The sequence below is a fragment of the Lentibacillus cibarius genome, from assembly GCF_005887555.1.
In the GTDB taxonomy this organism is placed as follows: domain Bacteria; phylum Bacillota; class Bacilli; order Bacillales; family Amphibacillaceae; genus Lentibacillus; species Lentibacillus cibarius.
Window position 1 is genome coordinate 2,878,615 of the sequence record NZ_VCIA01000001.1, and the last position, 19,991, is coordinate 2,898,605.

The window sequence follows — 19,991 nt, forward strand, 5'->3', positions numbered from 1 at the left end:
CTTTATAACAGCTTGTGGTAAAAGGCTGTATGTTAACATTAATATGTTCAATCAACTTTTTTTCGTACCTTACAATATATCACTTCCTGCTTTAAATGTGAAATTTTTATAACGTGAGGATTGAGTCAAGTACTTGTGGGAGATTTTTTTCAAGTCCCTTTTTTGTATTGTTTTAGTCAACTTTTGGTAACGGTTTCATGTTTATATCATTTTAATCAGTTGGTGCTTTTTTACTTTTTCAAATTCCCCGTAATCCTTTTAATGCGTCTGTAATTGGTTTCCCGATAGCCTGCCTCAGATAACCCAGATTGTTGCGTGTTGCTTCTGCAGCACTTTCTTTTAGCTTTTCTACAAAGTGTTTAGGCGGCTTTTCTTCTTTGCTTTCCTGTATTAATTCCTGCGTCTGTTCAAGTATCCCCTGCAGCGTTTTTATCTTCAGATTATCTTTGAGGGCAACCATGATATCGATGAATTTATCAAGCCCTTTATCACTCCAACTACGCCCGTTTTTGAGCCTTCTAGCGAACACACTCATCGTTCCCTCTGCACTCCCCATCGGGCGGAATCCTGTTGTATCTATGCCCCTCTCTTTTAGTTTTTCACGGTAATCTCCCAGTGCCTCTGGATATTGGGAAAGCTGGGCAATTAACTCTTCCAGCCGTTCTTCCTTCTTTTCATTTTCAAGCGTACCCACCGCACTGTTTAATTCCACCATGAAACCTTCCCAGTCATAGCTTGCTAGTTTCTTTCGGATGGAGCGGTATCTTGAATGACCCCGAAACAAACGCTGCACATCCCGGGCAACATGAAAACGGTCGATGACAAAGGTCGCATTATGCTGGAAATGATCCCGGCAGGATGTGATCCACTTCGCTCCATCCCCATTAATAACGAGGTGGTGCCTGGTCGGATCATACTCGTAAGTAGCCATTAGATACTGCTCAAATTCTTCCCAGAACGGCAGATTTCCTTCATGAATGAAATGTCGCTTCTCTATCAGCTTTGCTCGTTTACCATTCATTTCCCAGCCCTGATGCACACTGGCAATCTTAATTTCCTTGCCTTTTTTCTTTTTCTCTTGGCTTTTCGTATAAAGCCCGTCCACCTCCACGAATACAACATCCTGTTCGAGTGGCACTGACTCTTCCGGCACAACCTCCGTATTCAAAAGCTGCTGGCGTATACCTTCATGACTGATGACAGGGTAGCCCAAAAGCTTCTCCATTGCCTTCCCAGCCTGTCGATAGGAAACGCCTGTTACAGCCAGTTCAATAGCCAAATCTTGCACCACCGGACTCATTCCCTTTGTGCCGTCAAAAGCTAAATACTGATCCAATAAATAGACATACTTTCCCGTCTCTTTATCTTGATAATAATTTCTTTTCAGTTCCACCTGCCCAAAGACGGACTCAAACTTTAATGTTCTTTTATCCTTCAAATAAAATCGTTGCTTATCCCTTTCTGAAGCAATCGCCTCATCTATTTCCTGTAACGTCTGTGCCATCACCTGAGAAAAACTTTCCTGCAATGCACGGTATGTAATTTGTTCTAATTCTTTCATTGTAAGCGCAGATATGATATCTTTCATTAGAGGACCTCTTTCTATAGTTGTTGTTGTAGCAGACTTAACTATACAAGAAAAGGTCCTCTTTTTCATGTAAAACACCCTTTAAACTACCGCGCTTCGCTTGCTGGCCTCATCTTTGGCGTAGAAGTCTTCCGACTTCAACACCAAAGATGAGGTATATGTTCTCCCATAAACATTTTACTCTAACTAACGTGAGTCGATTTCATCATTCGATGTAGGCAAGTAAAACATGGACGTTATGTTTTCATTCATGCTACCGTTGTCCTTCATGAAAGGTGACACGCTTTCCGCGGGCATGGCCTTCGCTAACCGGGGCATTTTTGCCTTTTGTTCAGTGATAAATATCATAAGCAATTGATGTCGCCAATCACTTCTTTAATGGTTATCACATTATAACATGGAGTTGCTCAACAAAAAGATGGAGGGATTGACAATGAAAGAAATGCAATTCACAGCTAAAATACATGCACCTGAAATTGACCCGCGTAATAGACATCCGAAAATCTTTGAAGTGTTCGATGGGTTGAATTCCGGAGAGTTTATGGAACTATCGAATGACCATGACCCGAAACCGCTTCATTATCAATTAATGATTGAACGAGAAGGGACATTTACCTGGGAATACTTGGAAGAAGGTCCGTCGATGTGGCGCGTATCTATAGGTAAGAAATAAATATAAAATTGTCGCCTCTGGATATTTTTCATCCGGGGGCGAAATTTTGTACTTTTTATGACAAATGGACAATAAGTGAAAAATGTCATATCTATTATCGAGAAAATCTTTTACACTAAATGCAGAAATACTTCAGGAGGGGTAACATGTTTCCACGGGATTACAATGAAAATCCGTTTATCGTTATTTGGGAGCTGACGCGAGCCTGTGAACTAAAATGTCTGCACTGCAGAGCCGAGGCACAGTATCACCGGCATCCGTTGGAATTGACATTTGACGAGGGAAAAAAACTGATTGACGATATTTATGAAATGGATAATCCGATGCTCGTGTTTACCGGTGGCGACCCGCTCATGCGCCCGGATGTGTTTGACATTGCGGATTATGCTGTGAAAAAGGGTGTGCGGGTATCCATGACACCGTCGGCCACACCGAATGTCACAAAAGAAGCCATGCAAAAAGCCAAAGATGTTGGACTATCACGCTGGGCATTTTCCATTGATGGCCATTGTGCGGAGGTTCATGATTATTTCCGCGGCACCTCGGGCTCATTTGATTTGACGATGAACGCGATTAAGTATTTGCATGAACTGGAAATGCCGCTGCAAATCAACACCGTCATTTCCCGGTACAATGTGGATTACTTAGAAGAGATGGCACAAATGGTAGAGGACCTTGATTGTGTTCTATGGAGTGTCTTTTTCCTTGTACCGACCGGACGTGGAAAGGAAAGCGACATGATATCCCCTGCTGAACATGAAAAAGTGCTACGCTGGTTGTATAAACTATCCAAGCGGGTACCGTTCGATATTAAAACAACCGCTGCCCAGCATTACCGGCGGGTGGTTATCCAGGGAAAGATGCGTGAAAGTCAACATTCGGACGACACCATCCGCTATGAAGATGCGCTAATGAGTGGGAAAACGGGACAGATTGATGGATTGGGCCGCGCGCCTAAAGGAGTCAATGACGGTAATGGCTTTGTATTTATTTCCCATACAGGTGATGTATATCCAAGTGGGTTGCTGCCAGTCAAGGGCGGTAATGTACGTCAGACCCCATTGCCGGTGATTTATCGCGAATCGGAAGTGTTTAAAAACTTGCGGGATCCTGACAAGTACAAAGGAAAATGCGGTGTCTGCGAGTTCCGTCATGTGTGCGGTGGTTCCCGATCACGCGCTTACAATGTGACAGGTGACTACATGGAAAGCGAACCGTATTGCGTGTATATTCCCAAAGCATGGCGCGAGCAGCATAAACGTGAACGAAAACAAAAAACGTCCAACTGATGAGCAGTTGGATGTTTTTTGAAAGATAAGAAGCTATAATATTTGGCGATATAACTTTACTTGCAAGGTTAAGCCACGTTCATGCTGCGTATTTGGTTTGCAGGCTCATTTACAAAAACAGAATGACGAGCAGCCCAACCGCGAAACAGTAAAAAGCAAAATATTTGAGATTACCCCGGGCCATAATGTTCATGAACCAGCGCAGTGAATAATAGGTTGCTATAATCGACGCGGCAAATGCGAGAATCACTGGTATGGCCACCACACTAAAGCCACTATCACCACTAATTAGATCTTTTGCCGACATCATGGTAATGCCAAGGCTAACCGGGATGTAGAGTAGGAAAGAAAACCGCAATGCCGTGTCCGTTTTCATTCCGACAAGCATGGCTGCGACAATCGTGGCACCTGAACGGCTAATGCCGGGAACGAGTGCAACTGATTGGGCTAGTCCAACAATAATCGCATCACGTACGGTAATACCACCGTCATTTTTGCGACCGCGCAAGTTTCGGATAACCCATAAAGCAGCCCCGGTAATTAAGAGAGTTACGCCGACAACGGAGACAAAGCTGAGTTTTTCCTCAATATAATCTTCAAACAAAAGACCAATAATCCCAGTTGGAATGTGGCAACAACTAAATAAAGGACAAATTGGAAATCACTTTTTGCATCCGCAGCCCGTGTTGTCATGTAACGTACGGTGTTTTCGACAAGCCGATAAATATCTTTGCGATAAATTACCAGTACAGCAATTAATGACCCGAAATTCACCATAATTTCAAATGAGAGTCCTTCAATGGAAACGTTAAACAATTCCCTCACAATGACAAGGTGTCCGCTTGATGAAATAGGTATTGGTTCGGTAAATCCTTGCAACAGTCCAAGTACAACATATTTTACTAACAGCCAAAATGCATTGATTGCTTCCATGATGTTCCTCCTGTTATTGATTTGTTTATCCAGCTACTAATTCGTAGTAAAACCAATCAACGGATTGAAAACCCCATCGATCGGATGCGCAGTACATTTAAATGAAGTTCCATTATTCTAATCAGTACAAGTCACCAAACCCTAGGCAATTGAATAGTTTAGTTGGAGAGGAGGCTGATAACATGGATCATCATCATCAACATATCTATGAAGAGTGCAAAGATCATATGCACGCCTATGTACTTGTCGAAGTAAGTGACGGTACACAGGTTGATGGTATCATCACTGGTTTGGATAATGAATACGTTTATATGGCGGTGCCTGTTGGTCAGGAATCGGTACACGACAATGATTGGCGTCCACAAGGGTTTGGCGGGTTCGGCTATGGATACGGTGGTTATCCCGGTTACGGCTATGGAGGTTACTATGGTTATGGCAACAGGCCAAGAAGATTCAGACGAATGGTTTTGCCGTTAGCCGCATTAGTAGCGTTAAGTACACTTCCATGGTATTAATCCGCCAAGAGCCGACATAGGAATCCTTAAAATAACAAACCCTTGCCATCACGACCTTGAGGGCAAGGGTTTGTTCATAGTGCTGTGTCCGTAGAAAAAGTTATACCGAAACACAGAACGCATATTTGCATGACGCATACCGGAATTTTAGTGTTCGCCTTTCTGTTTTAATACACCTTCACCAAGTATGTAAACTCCTAGGGTAATGATGATTGCAACCGCTAGTGTACCTGTCATGCTAAATGCATTGCCAGCCATGCTTGTTAATACATATGAAATAACACAGCTAATTAGAAATGCCCATATAAATGACCACAAGAAACGCATAATTCATACACCTCATTTTTTTAAACTATCTTTATTTAGTTTATCAAAACGATAGAAAAAATAAAAGGATTTGTTCAGGAAGGAGCAAGATAGATTGAAATATGCTGTACAAAACTGTTTTCATTGGATTGGTTTTCACATTGTTAATTATTTGCTGGAAAAAGGGTATCGTGTAGATGGGATGGATGACATAACAACGGATAAAAAAGAACATTTATCGATGTTTGTTGGACGGAATGAGCTGTTCCGCCATGTACCGTATTCCCGGGCATCCGGTTCATATGATGTTACTATGCTTGTTGATGATTACTGCTTGAAACTGAATACGCACGCACCTGTTACCATTCAGTTGCCGCTGCTTTTTGGAGAATGGATGCCCATGAATGATAAAGGTATTTTTGTCCAAAATGAATTTATTTCGTTTGATTCGAAACAATTTTTAACACAAGCTGTTTATATAGAACAATTTCTGAATAGTATGCAGCAGTGGATCCATGCCACGAGGATGCCCGCTGAATTAGTTGTAAGGTCAGAAAAAGACAAAGATACAGAAGAGGAGAGACCTGAAAATTTATTGCATATTCGAAGCGATGAAACGGTAGAGGAATATATACAACTAGTAAAAGCCCATTATGCACGCTTCAAAGATCTTTATTGAAATGACGGCTTGATACGTTTACTAACTTAGGGTGAAAAGTTAGAATAAACGTACAAGTCTTTAGGCACTGAAATGGAGTGTAACAAAGGTTAGGGAAGCTGTACGGGTCAAGGATGATGTGATTTCACTTGGAAAGTTTAGTCCGGATGTGTTATAGGAATTCAAAAAGCAAATACAGGAGGGGATAGAGGCATATAAAGAAACAAGACTGCTGCCAAATGAACGGGAGAACTAAGTTTTGATGCTTGCATGCACAGCCGGAATACATTAAAATTAGTACCAAGTCATAAGAATAGCTATTAAAAATAGTTAGCAAGGAGATGGAATAATGAACGCTGGTTTGTTGGGGATTGGTCATTATACACCTACGAACGTTGTTACTAATAAAGACCTTGAAAAGATAGTGGATACAAGTGATGAATGGATTCGGACGCGTACCGGTATAGAAGAACGCCGGATTGCTGATGATAATATCAATACATCAGATATGGCTTTTTATGCAGCGCAGGATGCTTTGGAGTCGGCAAACATGAAAGCTGAGGACCTTGATATGATTCTGGTTGCAACAGTCACACCTGATACGCCTTTTCCATCGGTTGCATGCATGCTGCAGGAGCGGCTTGGAGCACGTAATGTTGCCGCGATGGATCTCAGTGCAGCGTGTTCCGGTTTCATGTACGGGATGATCACTGCTAAACAATTTATCGAAACAAACGTTCACCGGAATATTTTGGTTGTAGGCGTGGAAAAACTGTCTAAAATCACCGACTGGGAGGACCGTAATACATGCGTCTTGTTTGGTGATGGTGCAGGTGCTGCGATAGTTGGGCCAGTTTCAGAAGGGAAAGGGATTCTGTCATTTGAACTTGGCTCGGACGGATCGGGCGGAAAAGATTTATACCAGGATAAGGAAACAGATTATTTGTTCATGAATGGACGCGAGGTATTTAAGTTTGCAGTACGGCAGATGCCTGAATCATCAGTGAAAGTCGTCGAAAAAGCTGGTTACCAGAAGGAGGATGTGGATTATCTTATCCCGCATCAGGCAAACATTCGTATTATGGAAGCCGCCCGCGAACGACTTGGTATTGCAGAAGAAAAAATGGCAACATCTGTAAAAAGGTATGGAAATACATCATCCGCATCCATACCGATGGCTTTATCTGAAGCTGTTAAAAGTGGTAAAATAAACGATAATGACCTGCTAGTTCTTGTTGGCTTTGGTGGAGGATTAACCTGGGGTGCAATAGCCTTACGCTGGGGCCGATAAGATTTTAAAAGTATATAGGAGGAGTATGAAAATGGTGGAAAGAAGAGTCGTTGTGACAGGTCTTGGCACAGTATCTCCCACTGGCAACGATGTCAGTACAATGTGGGACAATGTTGTTGCCGGCAATACCGGTATAGATTATATAAGTCGAATTGAATCGGACGAGCTTCCAGCGTGTGCAGCTGCTGAAGTAAAAGACTTTGATCCGACGAATTTTATGGATAAAAAAGACGCGCGCAAGATGGATTTATTCACGCAATATGCTGTAGCAGCAGCGAAAATGGCTGTTGATGACGCCGGCCTGACTATTGATGAATCGAATGCCTATCGTGTTGGTGTCTGGGTTGGCTCCGGCATCGGAGGAATGGCGACACTCGAGGACCAGCATTCAAAATTGCTGAACAAAGGAGCACGCCGGGTCAGTCCATTTTTTGTACCAATGATGATTCCTGATATGGCGGCTGGACAAGTGTCCATTCAGCTTGGGGCTAAAGGAATCAACTCATGTACAACTACGGCCTGCGCATCCGGTGCCAATTCCATTGGTGATGCATATAAAGTAATTGAGCGCGGTGATGCTGACTTTATGGTTGCAGGTGGAACAGAGGCACCGATTACCAGTTTAGCATTTGCCGGATTTTCTGCTATGAAAGCACTATCGACCAATGAAAACCCGAAAAAGGCAAGTCGCCCGTTTGATCAGAACCGTGATGGATTTGTCATGGGCGAGGGAGCCGGGATTTTAATCCTGGAAACACTCGAATCGGCTATTAACCGTGGTGCACACATTTATGGTGAAATCATCGGGTATGCAGCAACAGGTGATGCCTACCACATTACAGCGCCCGCCTTAGATGGCGAGGGGGCTGCACGAGCTATGCAAAAGGCTATTTCAGATTCTGGTATTTCACCTACAGAAATTGACTATATCAATGCCCATGGAACCAGTACCGAACTGAATGACAAATATGAAACCCAAGCAATTAAAGCTGTATTTGGTGAGCATGCTACAAACCTTGCCGTCTCCTCAACGAAAGGAGTCACGGGTCACTTGCTCGGAGCCGCTGGGGGATTAGAATCTGTCATATCTATGAAAGCTATTAACGATGGAATCATCCCGGCAACGATGAATTATGAAACGCCTGATCCGGATTGTGATTTGGATTACGTGCCGAATGAGTCGAGAAAGCAGGATGTCAACGTTGTGATGAGCAACTCACTCGGTTTTGGCGGACACAATGCAACGCTCATCTTTAAAAAATATAAATAAGCAAGGAATAAAAGCTGACTGCTCTCGCGGTCAGCTTTTTTTGCTGCCTATGTGGACATGCATCATGAATTTTGATTTCGCGCATAAAATGAATTAAAGGACAGGCATGGGTGGTGTAGATTATTGGGCTATTTATTTCTGTTTTTGCTTGGATTTGGACTAGCTGTAACCGGCGGGGTAACAATTATTGCGTATATGAATTTTTTGCCTGTTGGCGTTTCATGGGGAGATTATTTTATTTTCATTGCCAGTCGGCCGGAGTGTTATTTCCTTCCTATTGGTATTTTACTGATTGCTATCGCTCTATTTCGGTATCCAAACCATTTTTAATTCAGAAACATATACTATCGGGTCGTTTGCTAATTAAATAAATCAACATTAATTGTCTAGCAGATATACCCACGCGTTTTTTTCAATGAATCGAATAATTTTTTTCATAATGGTCATAATGTATCCTAAATGATTCATTCAATAAGCGAGGGTTGTTTATGTTATATTTACATGACGTCTGGGTGAATTGGTTTGAAGGTGAGGAGAATGGCTACAATGTCTGTTATTTTCACGAGTGGCGCAAAGATGACGGAATTGAGCTGTTGGATCAGGTTCCGTTGTTATACATATCTGAAGCGCTTTTTGACTACATTGAAAATGATTTGCACGACTTGCCGGATGATATGATGGACAAAATCTACAAACGTGCGTATGTACGAAAAGGTCAGGAAAGAAAACCGCTTGAATTTGCGGCAGTTGTCACAGACGGAACTGATATTATTACATTTGACACCATTGGCTATCAAATTCCAGTCCGTAAAAGTAGGCTGATACCCAGACAAGAGCAGCTTGTATTCGACATGATTAAAACGACAAAGCCGGAATCGTTTGCATTCAATGAAAGAAAAGTGGAAAAAGAGTACCACATCCTATCGATGGAACCGGAACTTATTCATGGGTTGACCCGTAGAGAAAGGAACCTAAAGCAACTCCTAATGATAGCACTTGATCAATTGCGGACAGCGAATAATCCGCAAGAGCTCCGTTACTGGCTGACCGAATGGGACCCGAAGCAATACCCATATATTCGATATATGAATGAAAATACTGTATGGGAAACCTTATATGAAGGCGTCAAATATGGATGGAGCGACTGGCATGAGGATTTATGCACAAAAATGATTAAAGGGCAGCCGTTTCTCGAAAAAATGTGGGAAGCAGAACAGGAGACACAGCAAAATACGTCAAAGCTGAAATAGTTGCGACAAATATGAACCCCATTTATACGAAACAGAGGGGCACATGTTGTCTGAATAGAATCGATCCAAATAAAAAACGCTTGGAAACTTTTGTTCCAAGCGTTTTTCTATGATAATGAGTGGTGTAAATGGTTCTCTATTTTCGTTTTTTCTTTACGCGGCCGAGTCCCATTGCTTTTTTCGCTTTTCTGAGCGTTTTATTAGCGTTGTAGGAAGCTTTATCGGCGCCGGCATCTAAGATATCATCTAATACTTCAGAATTAATCAGCTCATGATACCGGTCCTGGATTGGCTTCAGCACGTCGATGACTGCTTGTGCCGTGTCCATTTTGAACGCGCCATACCCTTTATCTGCATATGTTGCTTCCAGGGTCTCAATGGATTTTCCGGAACAGCTGGCATGGATTGTCAGTAGGTTAGATATGCCTGGTTTGTTTTCTTTATCAAATTTCACAATGCCATCGGAGTCCGTTACGGCACTCTTGATTTTCTTTTCGATTCTTTTCGGTTCATCAAGCATGGAGATAAATGCTTTTTCATTTTCATCAGATTTACTCATCTTTTTCGTTGGATCCTGCAGTGACATGATGCGGGCTCCGACTTTCGGAATGCTTACTTCCGGTACGGTGAAAATGTCATTGAATTTGTTGTTGAATCGCTCTGCCAGATTCCGTGTCAATTCAAGGTGCTGCTTCTGGTCTTCACCGACAGGAACCACGTCCGTTTTATAAAGCAGAATATCGGAAGCCATTAGCGGCGGATATGTTAACAGTGCTGACGATACTGCCTCTTTTCCACCTTTTGATTTATCTTTGAATTGGGTCATCCGCTCCAGCTCACCAATATAGCTTATCGACTGCAGCATCCAACCGAGCTGGGTGTGGGCAGGGACCTCTGATTGAATAAACAATGTTGATTTTTCCGGGTCGATTCCTGAAGCAATATACAACGCCGCCAGCGATCGGATGTTATTTCTTAATTTGAGCCGGTCTTGTGGAACGGTAATCGCATGCTCGTCCACAATACAAAAATAACAATTATTCTCCTCCTGAAGCCCCACAAAATGCTGAATGGCTCCTAAAAAGTTCCCGATCGTTAAGGTTCCGCTTGGCTGAATCCCTGAAAATATCGTTTGCATGAATCACTCACTCCTTGTTTTTTCTAAATGTAAGATCATTAAGCTTATAGTTGACCCTATATGTAAAACGAAGGCTTCCAACAATAAAAAAGATCCATTTATCCCCAGGTCTAAAGGGACGAATGAACCGCGGTGCCACCCTTATTATTCTGCAGTTGTTGCAGAATCACTTTCAAAATAAATTAGCTCGAAAGTCCATTTCCAAATTACCTTGGTACTTGTTTTCACCAGCCACAAGCTCTCTAAAAATCCAGCGGGTAACTGTACTATACCTTTGTCATTGCTAGGAATATTGCGTTGAGTTTTTACTATTATATAAATCCTTTGGTAGAAATGCAAGAAGAAACCCTTGTTTGCGTTGTTGAATGGTGGATGAGTGCCCGATCGAGGCGGAGCGCCGTCGAAAAGGAAACTCATCGAGGTGATGAGTGCCCGAATGAGGCAGAGCGCAGTCGAAAAGGAAACTCATCGAGGTGATGAGTGCCCGAATGATGCGGTGCACAGTCGAAAAGGAAACTCATCGGGGTGATGAGCGCCCGAATGAGGCAGAGCGCCGTCGAAAAGGAAACTCATCGAGGTGATGAGCGCCCGAAAGATGCGGTGCGCCGTCGAAAAGGAAACTCATCGGTGTAATGAGTGCCCGAACGATGCGGTTCGCAGTCGAAAAAGTAACTCATCGGGGTAATGAGCGCCCGAAAGATGCGGTTCGCAGTCGAAAAGGAAACTCATCGGGGTGATGAGCGCCCGAATGAGGTGGTGTGCCGTCGAAAAGGAAACTCATCGAGGTGATGAGCGCCCGAATGAGGCAGAGCGCCGTCGAAAAGGAAACTCATCAGGGTAATGAGTGCCCGAACGAGGCTTCCCACCACCAAAAAAGGCACTCATTGCTGTAATGAGTGCCCGAAGTAGTCGTTTCCTCAACAAAAAAGTCGCTCATTCGTGTAATGAGCGACTAAAAAGCGCAATTCCATATGTTATTCGTAATACGTCCATTGGTGAACACCGACCACACGAAAATGATTTGCTAAGATTCGTCTTATCACCTTTTTTGATGCTACCGCTTGGCACCAATCATAAATCCTGTTCGTCGTCATTTTTTCATCAGGGAAGAGAATTTTATATTCCTTACTGCTTCTTAATATCGCATCATCACGTGGCTCTTTACACCCACATTTCTGGCAGACGCATGTTCTTTTCTCAGTATGCATGGCAATAGAATGGCATTCTGGGCAGGCAATTCCTTTTCGCAGTTGGTCAAAGTCGTAGGCGGGCAGCCGATCGAAAGGAGACTTTGTCATATGCAAAGTTAAAAGTTGGTCTGCAAGCTGCTTGTCGCTTTTTGTTAATTTTCCCGGCTGTGCGTTGAATTGTTTCAAATAACGATTTAGCTGAGACGGAAAAATGATTGATTGATTCATTGGGGCCTGGTATAAGGTGAATTCCGGATTGATGAATACTAAAGAAGTTTCCACTGGAAGGTTGACTCCGAGGTTGGAAAGCAACTGACATAATAAAGATTCACTTCTACTTAATTGGTGCAATGGGTTAATTATTTCTAAATTGGGCTTTTTGAAGAGTTTATCTGCAGTGTAATAATGATCACCTTCAAAGTTCTTCACTTCAAAAGCGTTAATCTTACGCTTGGTGATGATTAAAGTATCGATTTGGAAAGTAGTGTTGGTTACTTCTAGCAGTAAGTCATTTAAGATCAGGCATTCACACTGCAACTTTTCTGTTAAGGAATCAAATCGCTTTTCTCCTTCATAGCCTTTTTTTAAACTCAAATAGCGGTCCCTAAGCCTATTAGATAGCTTCATTCGAGCGTTTAATAATTCAAGGATTCTTAGTTCAGTTGGTTTTGTTCGTGACTTATACAGCACAGCATTGTCCACATCCTTTTTTAAATGCTATTATATACTAAATTTTTATAATTGGAAAAAATATATCATGAACCTATGTGAATTTATTTTGACAAAGCAATACCAACCGTTGCATTTCAAATAAAATATGATAATTTTATATACGTATGAGTGTATATTCATTTATAGCGTTTTCTGCTTTTGATTGATTAAATTTTAATAAGAGAGAAGGCAAATAAATTGCGGCATGTAAATAGACATCGGTTTGCTGTGATTACTGCTGTCTTGACTGTTTTAGCCTTGATTATAGGTAATTTAGTTGTGGCAACTGGCTCCGGGGATGCTTGTGGGACAGATTGGCCAACATGTAAGGGGAATCTCCTTCCTGACTTCCTGGATTATAAGCAAGTAATTGAATATTCTCATCGGCTATTCACCGGTTCATTGGGATTTGTGATTTTAATTAATGCTGTGCTAGCATGGAAACGAAAGTATACAGGTGAGACGTCAATTGGGGTATTGACTTTGCTTACGATGGCATTGTTATTGATACAATCCATGGTAGGGGCATTTAATGTCATACTTGGAACTCCACCTGGGTTTACGACACTTGATGTGGTGGTTAGTCTGTTCCTATTGACAAGTACTGTTTTCCTGGCGGTAGCGCTTCAGCGAGTTGAAGTGAAGTCACATGAGGGCAGGGAGATAAACCATTCTTATAAAAAGCTTTTTAGTCCTGCGTTATGGGTGTTTACGATTTATTTTCTAGAAGTTACGGTCGGGGCTTTTCTTAAACACAGTGGAGCAAGCAAAATAGTAAACAGTATGGTAACTGACGAACTGCTAATCAGTTCAAATTTGCTTTCCAAAGTTATCTATAATATTCATGGAATAAGTAATACGCTGATTGTAATTGGCGCATTATATCTTTTATTTATGTCCATTAGGAAAAGTGTTTTAGTGCCTGCTTCCGCTATGTTTTTTCTATTGATTGTCGTGAATGGCGTCACCGGATTTATGACCCAGTTGTCTTCGCTTAACCAGGTTGCTTCATCTATTCATATGATTGTCGTCGTAATAACGGTATTTCAGGGTGCATATCTTGTATCTAAGGCCTATTTTGGACCTTGTTTTTTCACATGGACAGTGAAGGGGGAGGAAGATGTCAGTTAAATTGCCTGCCATTCCAGTTTATTTATTGAATGTCAGTTACATTATTCTATTCTTTTTAGCAAGTTACATTACGAGCCTGTTTATTGCTGATGTTAAGTTCCAACATCTCATTGTTTTAACTGGCGTCGTTATTATTTATTGGTTCATTGCAAATGCAATCACTGGATTATATAAGAGATCTAAAAACATGAAACAAATACAGATCAAAACGGTCATTAGTTTTTTGATAATAACCATTGTAACCAGTCTTCAACAGCTTATGTTTTTTAAGATACCTTTCACTGCAACCTTTACTTTTTTTGGTATCAGCCTGCTATTTTTGCTTCTACTACATTCCGTGAGCTTTCGGCCTCGATTCAGCACTGAATAAACAAAAATAAGCTGGTGAACAAGTAACACTACTTACCACCAGCTTCATCTTTACTTAATACTCGATCTCCTCAAAGTCTTTTGGTTGGGGCGTTGGCTGTCTCGATCGTAAATCCTCATTTTCTGAAACTGCATTATTTATTTCCTGATACGGTTTTACCTTTCCAGATTGTTTTTCTGGATGCTTTTTGTCTGACTTATTTTTGCGCATGAAAACACCTCTTTCTCCCGTTTTAGTATCTAGTTGTTCTCGATTTCCCCCCATTTTATTTAAAAAACCAGGAAAAAGTCTGAAGTATTTTTAAAAATTGCAATGTGTGCTATTATTATTAAATTGAAAAACTTAAAAAACATATAGATAGGTCAATGTCATCATTCATAAAAGTACCATTGCTTGTACTTCGCGGTCGTAATGATTCCGGGTTCCAATGAGTGGGGATGAACAAAGAAATAGCAGCGTTTTTGGTGCAAAAAATAAACGAAAAACACTGAAATGAGAAAGGACTGACTCGATGATGAACACATTTACAAAGCCAATCCAAGTCTACCGGGGTGCTTATTTGGAAAGTTCGCATGACGTCCATATAGCAGTGGTGAAAGCGAACGGGGAAATGCTGGCGTCCTATGGGGATCCAAATAGGCTAACCTTTGCCCGTTCGTCAATGAAACCGTTTCAAGCACTGCCTGTTACTGAATCAGGCGCGTTGAAGGCTTTTAATCTGTCCGATAGGGAGCTAGCCGTGTTTTGTGCCAGCCATAATGGGGAGCCATTTCATAGACAGGCAGTTAAGAATGTATTGCAAAAAATTAATTTAAAAGAGGCCCATCTTCAATGCGGAACACACATCCCGAAAGATATGGATAGCTACAAACAGTTAATCAAAAATGGAGGTGAATTAACTTCCGTTTACAGCAATTGCTCAGGAAAGCATGCTGGCATGCTTGCAGGCTGCGTACAACAAAACATGGACGTTGCCTCCTATCGTGAACAAACGCATCCTTATCAGCAACAAATCGTTAACGCCATTGCAGATGTGAGTGATTATGACAAAGCTAACATAGCGATGGCTGTTGATGGCTGTGGGGTACCCGTCCACAGGTTACCGCTGTATAACTTGGCGTTAGCGTTTGGCCGGTTAGCTTCACCTGATGAGTGGGAGGGTGGAAGCAAAATGCGACGCGAGTCACTAAAGCATGTTGGCGAAGCAATGGCCAATTATCCTGAAATGGTTGCAGGTACAAACAGATTTGATACGGATTTGATGACGGCTTATCAGGGCAGAATAGCGGCAAAAGGCGGGGCAGAAGGTGTTCACTGTTTTGCTGACAGGCATACCGGCATCGGTGTAGCAGTGAAAGCAGAAGACGGCAACGCCAGGGCAGCAGATGTCGCATCGATGGAAGTGTTACACCAGTTAAACATTGGTAATCATGCAATAAAAGATCAATTACAAACGTATCATCATGCCCCCGTTAAGAATGCTAGACAAGAAAAAATTGGTGAAATCAAGCCAGCCTTTGAATTAAATAGGTAATGCAGGGAACAATCCGGACTTTCGACAGACTGAGAAAATGGTGAGCCTGTACGACAGATTACTCCGGAAATGTATGTCTGTAAATCTGTTAAATGGCTGAATCAAATTGAGCTAATTGAAAATGAACATGTCGACTATTGGGAGAAACGCGGCTATAAAAAGGATGCGTGGGTGAAGTCATGGTAGGCAGGAAAGTGGCCTATAGTTTTGACGGCCTCCACCCGTGTCATCTAAAAAGGCGCCTGATAAATAATTGGAGCGTCATGTACGTATAAATAATTCTAGCATGTCTTCCTTCTTTAGAGGGGAAGTGGGTAAGTGGTTCCAGAATGTAATGAAATAGGAGGTCACATTCATAACAGGGGCCGAAATTTCGATAGCAAATATCATGCACTTGACATGCGGCATCAACGGCATTGATAGGTTGTTCCGGCCCACTGCAGCCTGGTCCACAATATTTATAACCGGGAAAAACACAGAAACGAGGTCGAAAGGTCTTGTTGCAGCACACGTTAATCCCTCCTTTTTCACTATATTCTATGCGAAGAAAGAGAAATTGGCTTGTTCAGATACCCAATGTGTACAAAGGTCTGCTCGGATCGCTAGGAAAAAACGTTAAAAAGGGATAGAAGTTTTCCGGTTTTCCTAGCTGATAATTGTGGAAATAAATAACAAGGGGAGGATCAAAAGGGCTTCTCCGATCAGCTTGAAAATGAACGGGTACACCCTTCTGAGAAAATACATCAGTTATTTCCTTTAATTAAACTGAACACTTCCGCTCGTGATGCCGCGTCTGTTTGGAAAATGCCTCGAACCGCTGAGGTGACTGTTTTTGAACCCGGTTTTTTGACACCGCGCATGGTCATGCACATATGTTCCGCTTCCACCACAACAATAACGCCGTGTGGATCAAGTGTTTCCTTAAGGGAGTCGGCAATTGTAGCGGTAACGCGCTCTTGCAGCTGTGGACGTCTTGTTACTGCCTCAACGGCACGTGCCAGCTTGCTTAATCCGGTAACTCTGCCACCCTTAGGAATGTAGCCGACGTGAGCCACACCGTAAAACGGGACGAGATGGTGTTCACACATGGAATAAAATGGGATATCTTTAACTAGAACAAGTTCCTCGTGATCTTCGCCAAAGATAGTGGCAAAGTATTCTTTTGGGTCCTGGTTCAACCCTTGAAATACTTCTTCATACATACGAGCGATACGACTAGGTGTGTCAATCAGCCCTTCCCGGTCAGGATCTTCACCAATTGCTTCTAACATCATGCGTGCTGCTTGTTCAATTTTTTCGTGATCTACTGCCATGTTATTACCCTCCGTTTATTTAAAAGAACGTCTCTACGTTTTAATAATCATCACCAGTTTACATCATATGACACATTTTCACCATACTCGACTACTTCGTTCCCGTATTGACAATGAGGTGGTACCATCTTTTATACTAAGAAGCTGTGACGGTGACATCAGCTTTTCGGCACTTTTCACTTTCCTTCATTATTGGACCCGATTATACTAAACAATAACGGTTGTTGATTAAAGAATTGTTTTGAAGTCAACCGTTCATGTTGTTGTGAGAAAATGGTGAAGGACTGATTCTAGTTGGCTGATATAAACCAGCATGAAGCAAAAAATAAACAGGTGAAAACGGGGCCGATTATGGCTGCATTACTCATTAGCGGATTTATGGGCATGTTCAGTGAAACCGCTCTAAATATGGCAATCCATGATTTGATTAATGAATTCCATATTTCCGCTTCTACTGCACAATGGCTTACCACCGGGTATCTGCTTGTCCTTGGTATACTTATACCTGTTTCCGGGTTACTGATCAAACGATTTCCTACACGGAATCTATTTATTACCAGTTTAAGCTTTTCCATTGTGGGATTGCTCGTAGCGGGAGTTTCCCCGAGCTTTTCTGTTCTATTAAGCGGGCGAATGATTCAAGCTGTAGGCACTGGTTTACTGCTGCCTTTGTTATTTCATACGGTTTTGGTTCTTTTCCCGCCTGCAAAAAGAGGGACGGCAATGGGGCTGGTTGGTCTGGTCATGATGTTCGCCCCCGCTCTTGGACCGGTTTCGGCAGGGTTCATTATCGAATATCTTAACTGGCATATGATATTTTGGATCATTATTCCATTTCTCGTGTTTGCTATTGTGTTTGGAATCGCTTTTTTACCCAACTTAACAGAGATTAGTAAGCACCGAATTGATATGTTATCTATTGTTCTTTCGACGATTGGTTTTGGAGGAATTGTGTTTGGAATTAGTTACGCTGGAGAAAGGGAAGGGTGGTCCAGTCCGGTTGTATTGATTGCCTTGATTGCCGGTATCATTGCTTTAGCTGTTTATATTATCCGGCAGCTGTCTATCGACGAACCGGTGCTATATTTACAGGTTTTTAAACGTCCAATGTTTACCTTGGGCATTATTGTGACACTTTTTGCCAATATCATTATTTTTTCTTCTAATATTCTTTTACCGCTGTATATGCAAGGGGGACTTGGTTTATCAGCTTCCAAAGCGGGTTTATTGCTGCTGCCGGGCGGGATTATTAACGGCATTATGTCGATGGTTAATGGGCGTATATTTGATAAATATGGACCAAGAGGTTTGGTTATTGGAGGATTTGTCATCAGCACCATCGTTGTTTGGCTTTTTTCTATTATTTCTTCCTTTGACAGTGCATATATCATTATATTCTTTTATATGCTGCTGATGGTAAGCATGTCCATGGTTACGACGCCTTCGCAGACGAATGGAATCAACCAGTTGGATCCAAGCCTGTATCCGGACGGTACGGCAATGGTCAATTCTATGATCCAGACTTCCGGTGCAATGGGTACAGCAATCGCGATAAGTATTTTAAATGGAAGTAAAAACGCAGTCTTAAGTCAGGTGAACCATCCTTCTGGCATCGACCAAGCCGAAGCTATCGTTACAGGTGTCCAGCATGCGTTCGCTTTTGCAGCTTTCGTTTCCCTGGCAGGCTTTATTTGCTCTCTATTCATTAAACGGGTGCAGGTGGAATAAGGGGAAAACGAACGGTTAATTTATCTCGCATGTTATTAGAGGCAAGTTCCTACTTCCATTTACCCGCTTATACCATATCCGGGTCTCATCCCGCTCGGGTATTGTTGCTATAGAAATTTGCAGTCAGGCTAGACCTGATTATTATTTGTATACATCAGAAAACGCTCTGCTGCTTTTGATAAACGGTGATTTTTAAGCCAAATGACAGACGGCTCAATGGAAAAACCAAAATTCTTCATATCAATGGCCACAATGTCGTGATAAAAAGCCTTTTGAATCGCTGATTTAGGCAGGATTGATAGTCCCACACCTGAAGCGACAAGGGCCAGTAAAGTAGAAATATCTTTACATTCCATAATGACATTTGGGGAAAGGTGGTGTTTATGGAAATGCTGGATTATATTCTCATAAACCGCATACCCCTCCATTGGTGCAAGCATTAAAAAAGGATAGTGGACAATTTGCTCAAGTTGAATATCTTTCCTAATTAATTGGGCTTCCCATTGTGTCGGTGTAGCGATGACAAACGGCTCGGGTCCAAGCTTGGAAAAATGGTATGTGTCCAGTTGCATTGGCAGCAGCATGAACGCAATTTCGATGATTCCTTCCTGAAGTAATTCTTCTAAATAAGAAGAATCCCCTTTCCAAATTTTTAAATAGACGTTAGGGTATGCAGCCCTGAACGTCTTGATCATCCTCGGTAAATAGGAAATACATGTTGAGGATACCCCGATCGCCAACGTTCCACGTGCTCCCTGACTAATTTCCTGGATTTCCGTAACGATATCTGCGGACTTTTGCAGCATGATTACCGCACGCTCATATAACGTACTACCTGCTTCGGTTAACTTCCATTGCCGGTTTGTTCGGTAAATTAATGTGGCATCCAGTTCTGTTTCCAAACGCTTTAAATTTTGACTTAGCGGTGGCTGAGCCATGTACAAGGCCTTCGCCGCTTTTGAGATACTACCTGTATCCACGATCGTTTTAAAATAGTACAGTTGTTTCAAATCCATGACTTTCGACTCCTATATCATTTTCATTATACCATTATCATATTATATATATTTTCCATATACAATAACCCTTGTTAGACTAAGTAA

Annotated in this window: 20 protein-coding genes, 2 pseudogenes and 1 other annotated feature; of the genes and pseudogenes, 13 read left to right on the forward strand and 9 right to left on the reverse strand. The window is 42.0% G+C overall.

Translation table 11 applies throughout. The annotated features are described in order from the left end of the window. Positions 1-238: 238 nt before the first annotated feature. On the reverse strand, positions 239-1,588 hold the full coding sequence (locus FFL34_RS14125; RefSeq protein ID WP_234031459.1) for an ISLre2 family transposase: 1,350 nt from the start codon (positions 1,586-1,588) through the stop codon (positions 239-241). Between the two features lie 442 nt (positions 1,589-2,030). Between FFL34_RS14125 and FFL34_RS14130 the strand changes: the two genes are divergently transcribed. Then, a complete protein-coding gene (locus tag FFL34_RS14130; RefSeq protein ID WP_138604759.1) occupies positions 2,031-2,261 on the forward strand; it encodes a DUF2249 domain-containing protein in 231 nt (76 codons plus the stop codon). A 146-nt stretch (positions 2,262-2,407) separates the two neighbouring features. After that, positions 2,408-3,550 (forward strand): TIGR04053 family radical SAM/SPASM domain-containing protein, encoded by a 1,143-nt coding sequence (locus FFL34_RS14135; protein ID WP_138603990.1) that lies wholly within the window; start codon positions 2,408-2,410, stop codon positions 3,548-3,550. Between the two features lie 109 nt (positions 3,551-3,659). Here FFL34_RS14135 and FFL34_RS14140 read toward each other — a convergent pair. After that, positions 3,660-4,483 (reverse strand): annotated as a pseudogene (locus tag FFL34_RS14140) (undecaprenyl-diphosphate phosphatase). A gap of 182 nt (positions 4,484-4,665) precedes the next feature. On the opposite strand from FFL34_RS14140, the gene FFL34_RS14145 reads away from it, so the two are divergent. Continuing rightward, positions 4,666-4,998, forward strand: a complete 333-nt coding sequence (locus tag FFL34_RS14145) for a hypothetical protein (protein WP_138603991.1) — start codon at positions 4,666-4,668, stop codon at positions 4,996-4,998. 147 nt (positions 4,999-5,145) lie between these two features. On the opposite strand, the gene FFL34_RS14150 is transcribed toward FFL34_RS14145, so the two are convergent. Further along, complete coding sequence (locus FFL34_RS14150) at positions 5,146-5,325, reverse strand: DUF2929 family protein (RefSeq protein WP_138603992.1); 180 nt, start codon at positions 5,323-5,325, stop codon at positions 5,146-5,148. A 94-nt stretch (positions 5,326-5,419) separates the two neighbouring features. Here FFL34_RS14150 and FFL34_RS14155 point away from each other — a divergent pair, with 94 nt between their 5' ends. From FFL34_RS14155 to FFL34_RS14175, 5 genes are all read left to right on the forward strand, one after another. Beyond that, positions 5,420-5,983 carry a hypothetical protein gene (locus FFL34_RS14155; protein ID WP_138603993.1) on the forward strand — a complete coding sequence of 188 codons (564 nt, stop codon included), beginning with the start codon at positions 5,420-5,422 and terminating at the stop codon, positions 5,981-5,983. 328 nt (positions 5,984-6,311) lie between these two features. Further along, positions 6,312-7,253: a beta-ketoacyl-ACP synthase III gene (locus tag FFL34_RS14160; RefSeq protein ID WP_138603994.1), complete on the forward strand. Its 942-nt coding sequence runs from the start codon at positions 6,312-6,314 to the stop codon at positions 7,251-7,253. Positions 7,254-7,284: 31 nt separating this feature from the next. Next, positions 7,285-8,523, forward strand: coding sequence for a beta-ketoacyl-ACP synthase II (gene fabF / locus FFL34_RS14165; RefSeq protein ID WP_138603995.1), 1,239 nt, complete (start codon positions 7,285-7,287; stop codon positions 8,521-8,523). A 123-nt stretch (positions 8,524-8,646) separates the two neighbouring features. Next, entirely contained in the window at positions 8,647-8,853 is a 207-nt protein-coding gene (locus FFL34_RS14170; protein WP_138603996.1) for a hypothetical protein, read from the forward strand. 158 nt (positions 8,854-9,011) lie between these two features. Continuing rightward, positions 9,012-9,773: a YjbA family protein gene (locus FFL34_RS14175; protein WP_138603997.1), complete on the forward strand. Its 762-nt coding sequence runs from the start codon at positions 9,012-9,014 to the stop codon at positions 9,771-9,773. A gap of 136 nt (positions 9,774-9,909) precedes the next feature. Here the strand turns inward: FFL34_RS14175 and trpS are convergent, their stop codons facing one another. Beyond that, a complete protein-coding gene (gene trpS / locus FFL34_RS14180; protein WP_138603998.1) occupies positions 9,910-10,911 on the reverse strand; it encodes a tryptophan--tRNA ligase in 1,002 nt (333 codons plus the stop codon). 111 nt (positions 10,912-11,022) lie between these two features. Beyond that, positions 11,023-11,201 (reverse strand) — a binding site (T-box leader). Between the two features lie 684 nt (positions 11,202-11,885). Next, the gene (locus tag FFL34_RS14185; protein ID WP_318279684.1) at positions 11,886-12,695 is read right to left on the reverse strand and encodes a nuclease-related domain-containing protein; all 810 of its coding nucleotides are present in this window, start codon (positions 12,693-12,695) and stop codon (positions 11,886-11,888) included. 315 nt (positions 12,696-13,010) lie between these two features. On the opposite strand from FFL34_RS14185, the gene FFL34_RS14190 reads away from it, so the two are divergent. Continuing rightward, on the forward strand, positions 13,011-13,943 hold the full coding sequence (locus FFL34_RS14190; RefSeq protein WP_171046388.1) for a COX15/CtaA family protein: 933 nt from the start codon (positions 13,011-13,013) through the stop codon (positions 13,941-13,943). After that, a complete protein-coding gene (locus FFL34_RS14195; protein ID WP_138604001.1) occupies positions 13,933-14,313 on the forward strand; it encodes a hypothetical protein in 381 nt (126 codons plus the stop codon). The genes FFL34_RS14190 and FFL34_RS14195 overlap by 11 nt, the downstream gene beginning before the upstream one ends. A 54-nt stretch (positions 14,314-14,367) precedes the next feature. Here FFL34_RS14195 and FFL34_RS18330 read toward each other — a convergent pair whose 3' ends face one another. Then, positions 14,368-14,523, reverse strand: a complete 156-nt coding sequence (locus FFL34_RS18330) for a hypothetical protein (RefSeq protein ID WP_171046223.1) — start codon at positions 14,521-14,523, stop codon at positions 14,368-14,370. Between the two features lie 301 nt (positions 14,524-14,824). Between FFL34_RS18330 and FFL34_RS14200 the strand changes: the two genes are divergently transcribed. Beyond that, positions 14,825-15,847 carry an asparaginase gene (locus FFL34_RS14200; RefSeq protein WP_234031511.1) on the forward strand — a complete coding sequence of 341 codons (1,023 nt, stop codon included), beginning with the start codon at positions 14,825-14,827 and terminating at the stop codon, positions 15,845-15,847. 39 nt (positions 15,848-15,886) lie between these two features. Then, positions 15,887-16,033: pseudogene (locus FFL34_RS14205) on the forward strand (molybdopterin-dependent oxidoreductase); the annotation flags it as partial. A gap of 40 nt (positions 16,034-16,073) precedes the next feature. Here FFL34_RS14205 and FFL34_RS18695 read toward each other — a convergent pair. Further along, positions 16,074-16,358, reverse strand: coding sequence for a phospholipase (locus FFL34_RS18695; RefSeq protein WP_138604004.1), 285 nt, complete (start codon positions 16,356-16,358; stop codon positions 16,074-16,076). Between the two features lie 232 nt (positions 16,359-16,590). Next, entirely contained in the window at positions 16,591-17,160 is a 570-nt protein-coding gene (folE, locus tag FFL34_RS14215; protein WP_138604005.1) for a GTP cyclohydrolase I FolE, read from the reverse strand. 351 nt (positions 17,161-17,511) lie between these two features. Here folE and FFL34_RS14220 point away from each other — a divergent pair, with 351 nt between their 5' ends. Further along, complete coding sequence (locus FFL34_RS14220) at positions 17,512-18,888, forward strand: DHA2 family efflux MFS transporter permease subunit (protein WP_138604760.1); 1,377 nt, start codon at positions 17,512-17,514, stop codon at positions 18,886-18,888. A 128-nt stretch (positions 18,889-19,016) separates the two neighbouring features. Here FFL34_RS14220 and FFL34_RS14225 read toward each other — a convergent pair whose 3' ends face one another. Then, positions 19,017-19,904 (reverse strand): LysR family transcriptional regulator, encoded by an 888-nt coding sequence (locus FFL34_RS14225; RefSeq protein WP_138604006.1) that lies wholly within the window; start codon positions 19,902-19,904, stop codon positions 19,017-19,019. Positions 19,905-19,991: the final 87 nt, after the last annotated feature.

Bases quoted from the DNA above. Each gene is read 5' to 3' on its own strand.
- FFL34_RS14125 (WP_234031459.1), bottom strand. From the start codon at position 1,588: ATGAAAGATATCATATCTGCGCTTACAATGAAAGAATTAGAACAAATT.
- FFL34_RS14130 (WP_138604759.1), top strand. From the start codon at position 2,031: ATGCAATTCACAGCTAAAATACATGCACCTGAAATTGACCCGCGTAAT.
- FFL34_RS14135 (WP_138603990.1), top strand. From the start codon at position 2,408: ATGTTTCCACGGGATTACAATGAAAATCCGTTTATCGTTATTTGGGAG.
- FFL34_RS14145 (WP_138603991.1), top strand. From the start codon at position 4,666: ATGGATCATCATCATCAACATATCTATGAAGAGTGCAAAGATCATATG.
- FFL34_RS14150 (WP_138603992.1), bottom strand. From the start codon at position 5,325: ATGCGTTTCTTGTGGTCATTTATATGGGCATTTCTAATTAGCTGTGTT.
- FFL34_RS14160 (WP_138603994.1), top strand. From the start codon at position 6,312: ATGAACGCTGGTTTGTTGGGGATTGGTCATTATACACCTACGAACGTT.
- fabF (WP_138603995.1), top strand. From the start codon at position 7,285: ATGGTGGAAAGAAGAGTCGTTGTGACAGGTCTTGGCACAGTATCTCCC.
- FFL34_RS14175 (WP_138603997.1), top strand. From the start codon at position 9,012: ATGTTATATTTACATGACGTCTGGGTGAATTGGTTTGAAGGTGAGGAG.
- trpS (WP_138603998.1), bottom strand. From the start codon at position 10,911: ATGCAAACGATATTTTCAGGGATTCAGCCAAGCGGAACCTTAACGATC.
- FFL34_RS14195 (WP_138604001.1), top strand. From the start codon at position 13,933: ATGTCAGTTAAATTGCCTGCCATTCCAGTTTATTTATTGAATGTCAGT.
- FFL34_RS18330 (WP_171046223.1), bottom strand. From the start codon at position 14,523: ATGCGCAAAAATAAGTCAGACAAAAAGCATCCAGAAAAACAATCTGGA.
- FFL34_RS14200 (WP_234031511.1), top strand. From the start codon at position 14,825: ATGATGAACACATTTACAAAGCCAATCCAAGTCTACCGGGGTGCTTAT.
- folE (WP_138604005.1), bottom strand. From the start codon at position 17,160: ATGGCAGTAGATCACGAAAAAATTGAACAAGCAGCACGCATGATGTTA.
- FFL34_RS14220 (WP_138604760.1), top strand. From the start codon at position 17,512: ATGGCTGCATTACTCATTAGCGGATTTATGGGCATGTTCAGTGAAACC.
- FFL34_RS14225 (WP_138604006.1), bottom strand. From the start codon at position 19,904: ATGGATTTGAAACAACTGTACTATTTTAAAACGATCGTGGATACAGGT.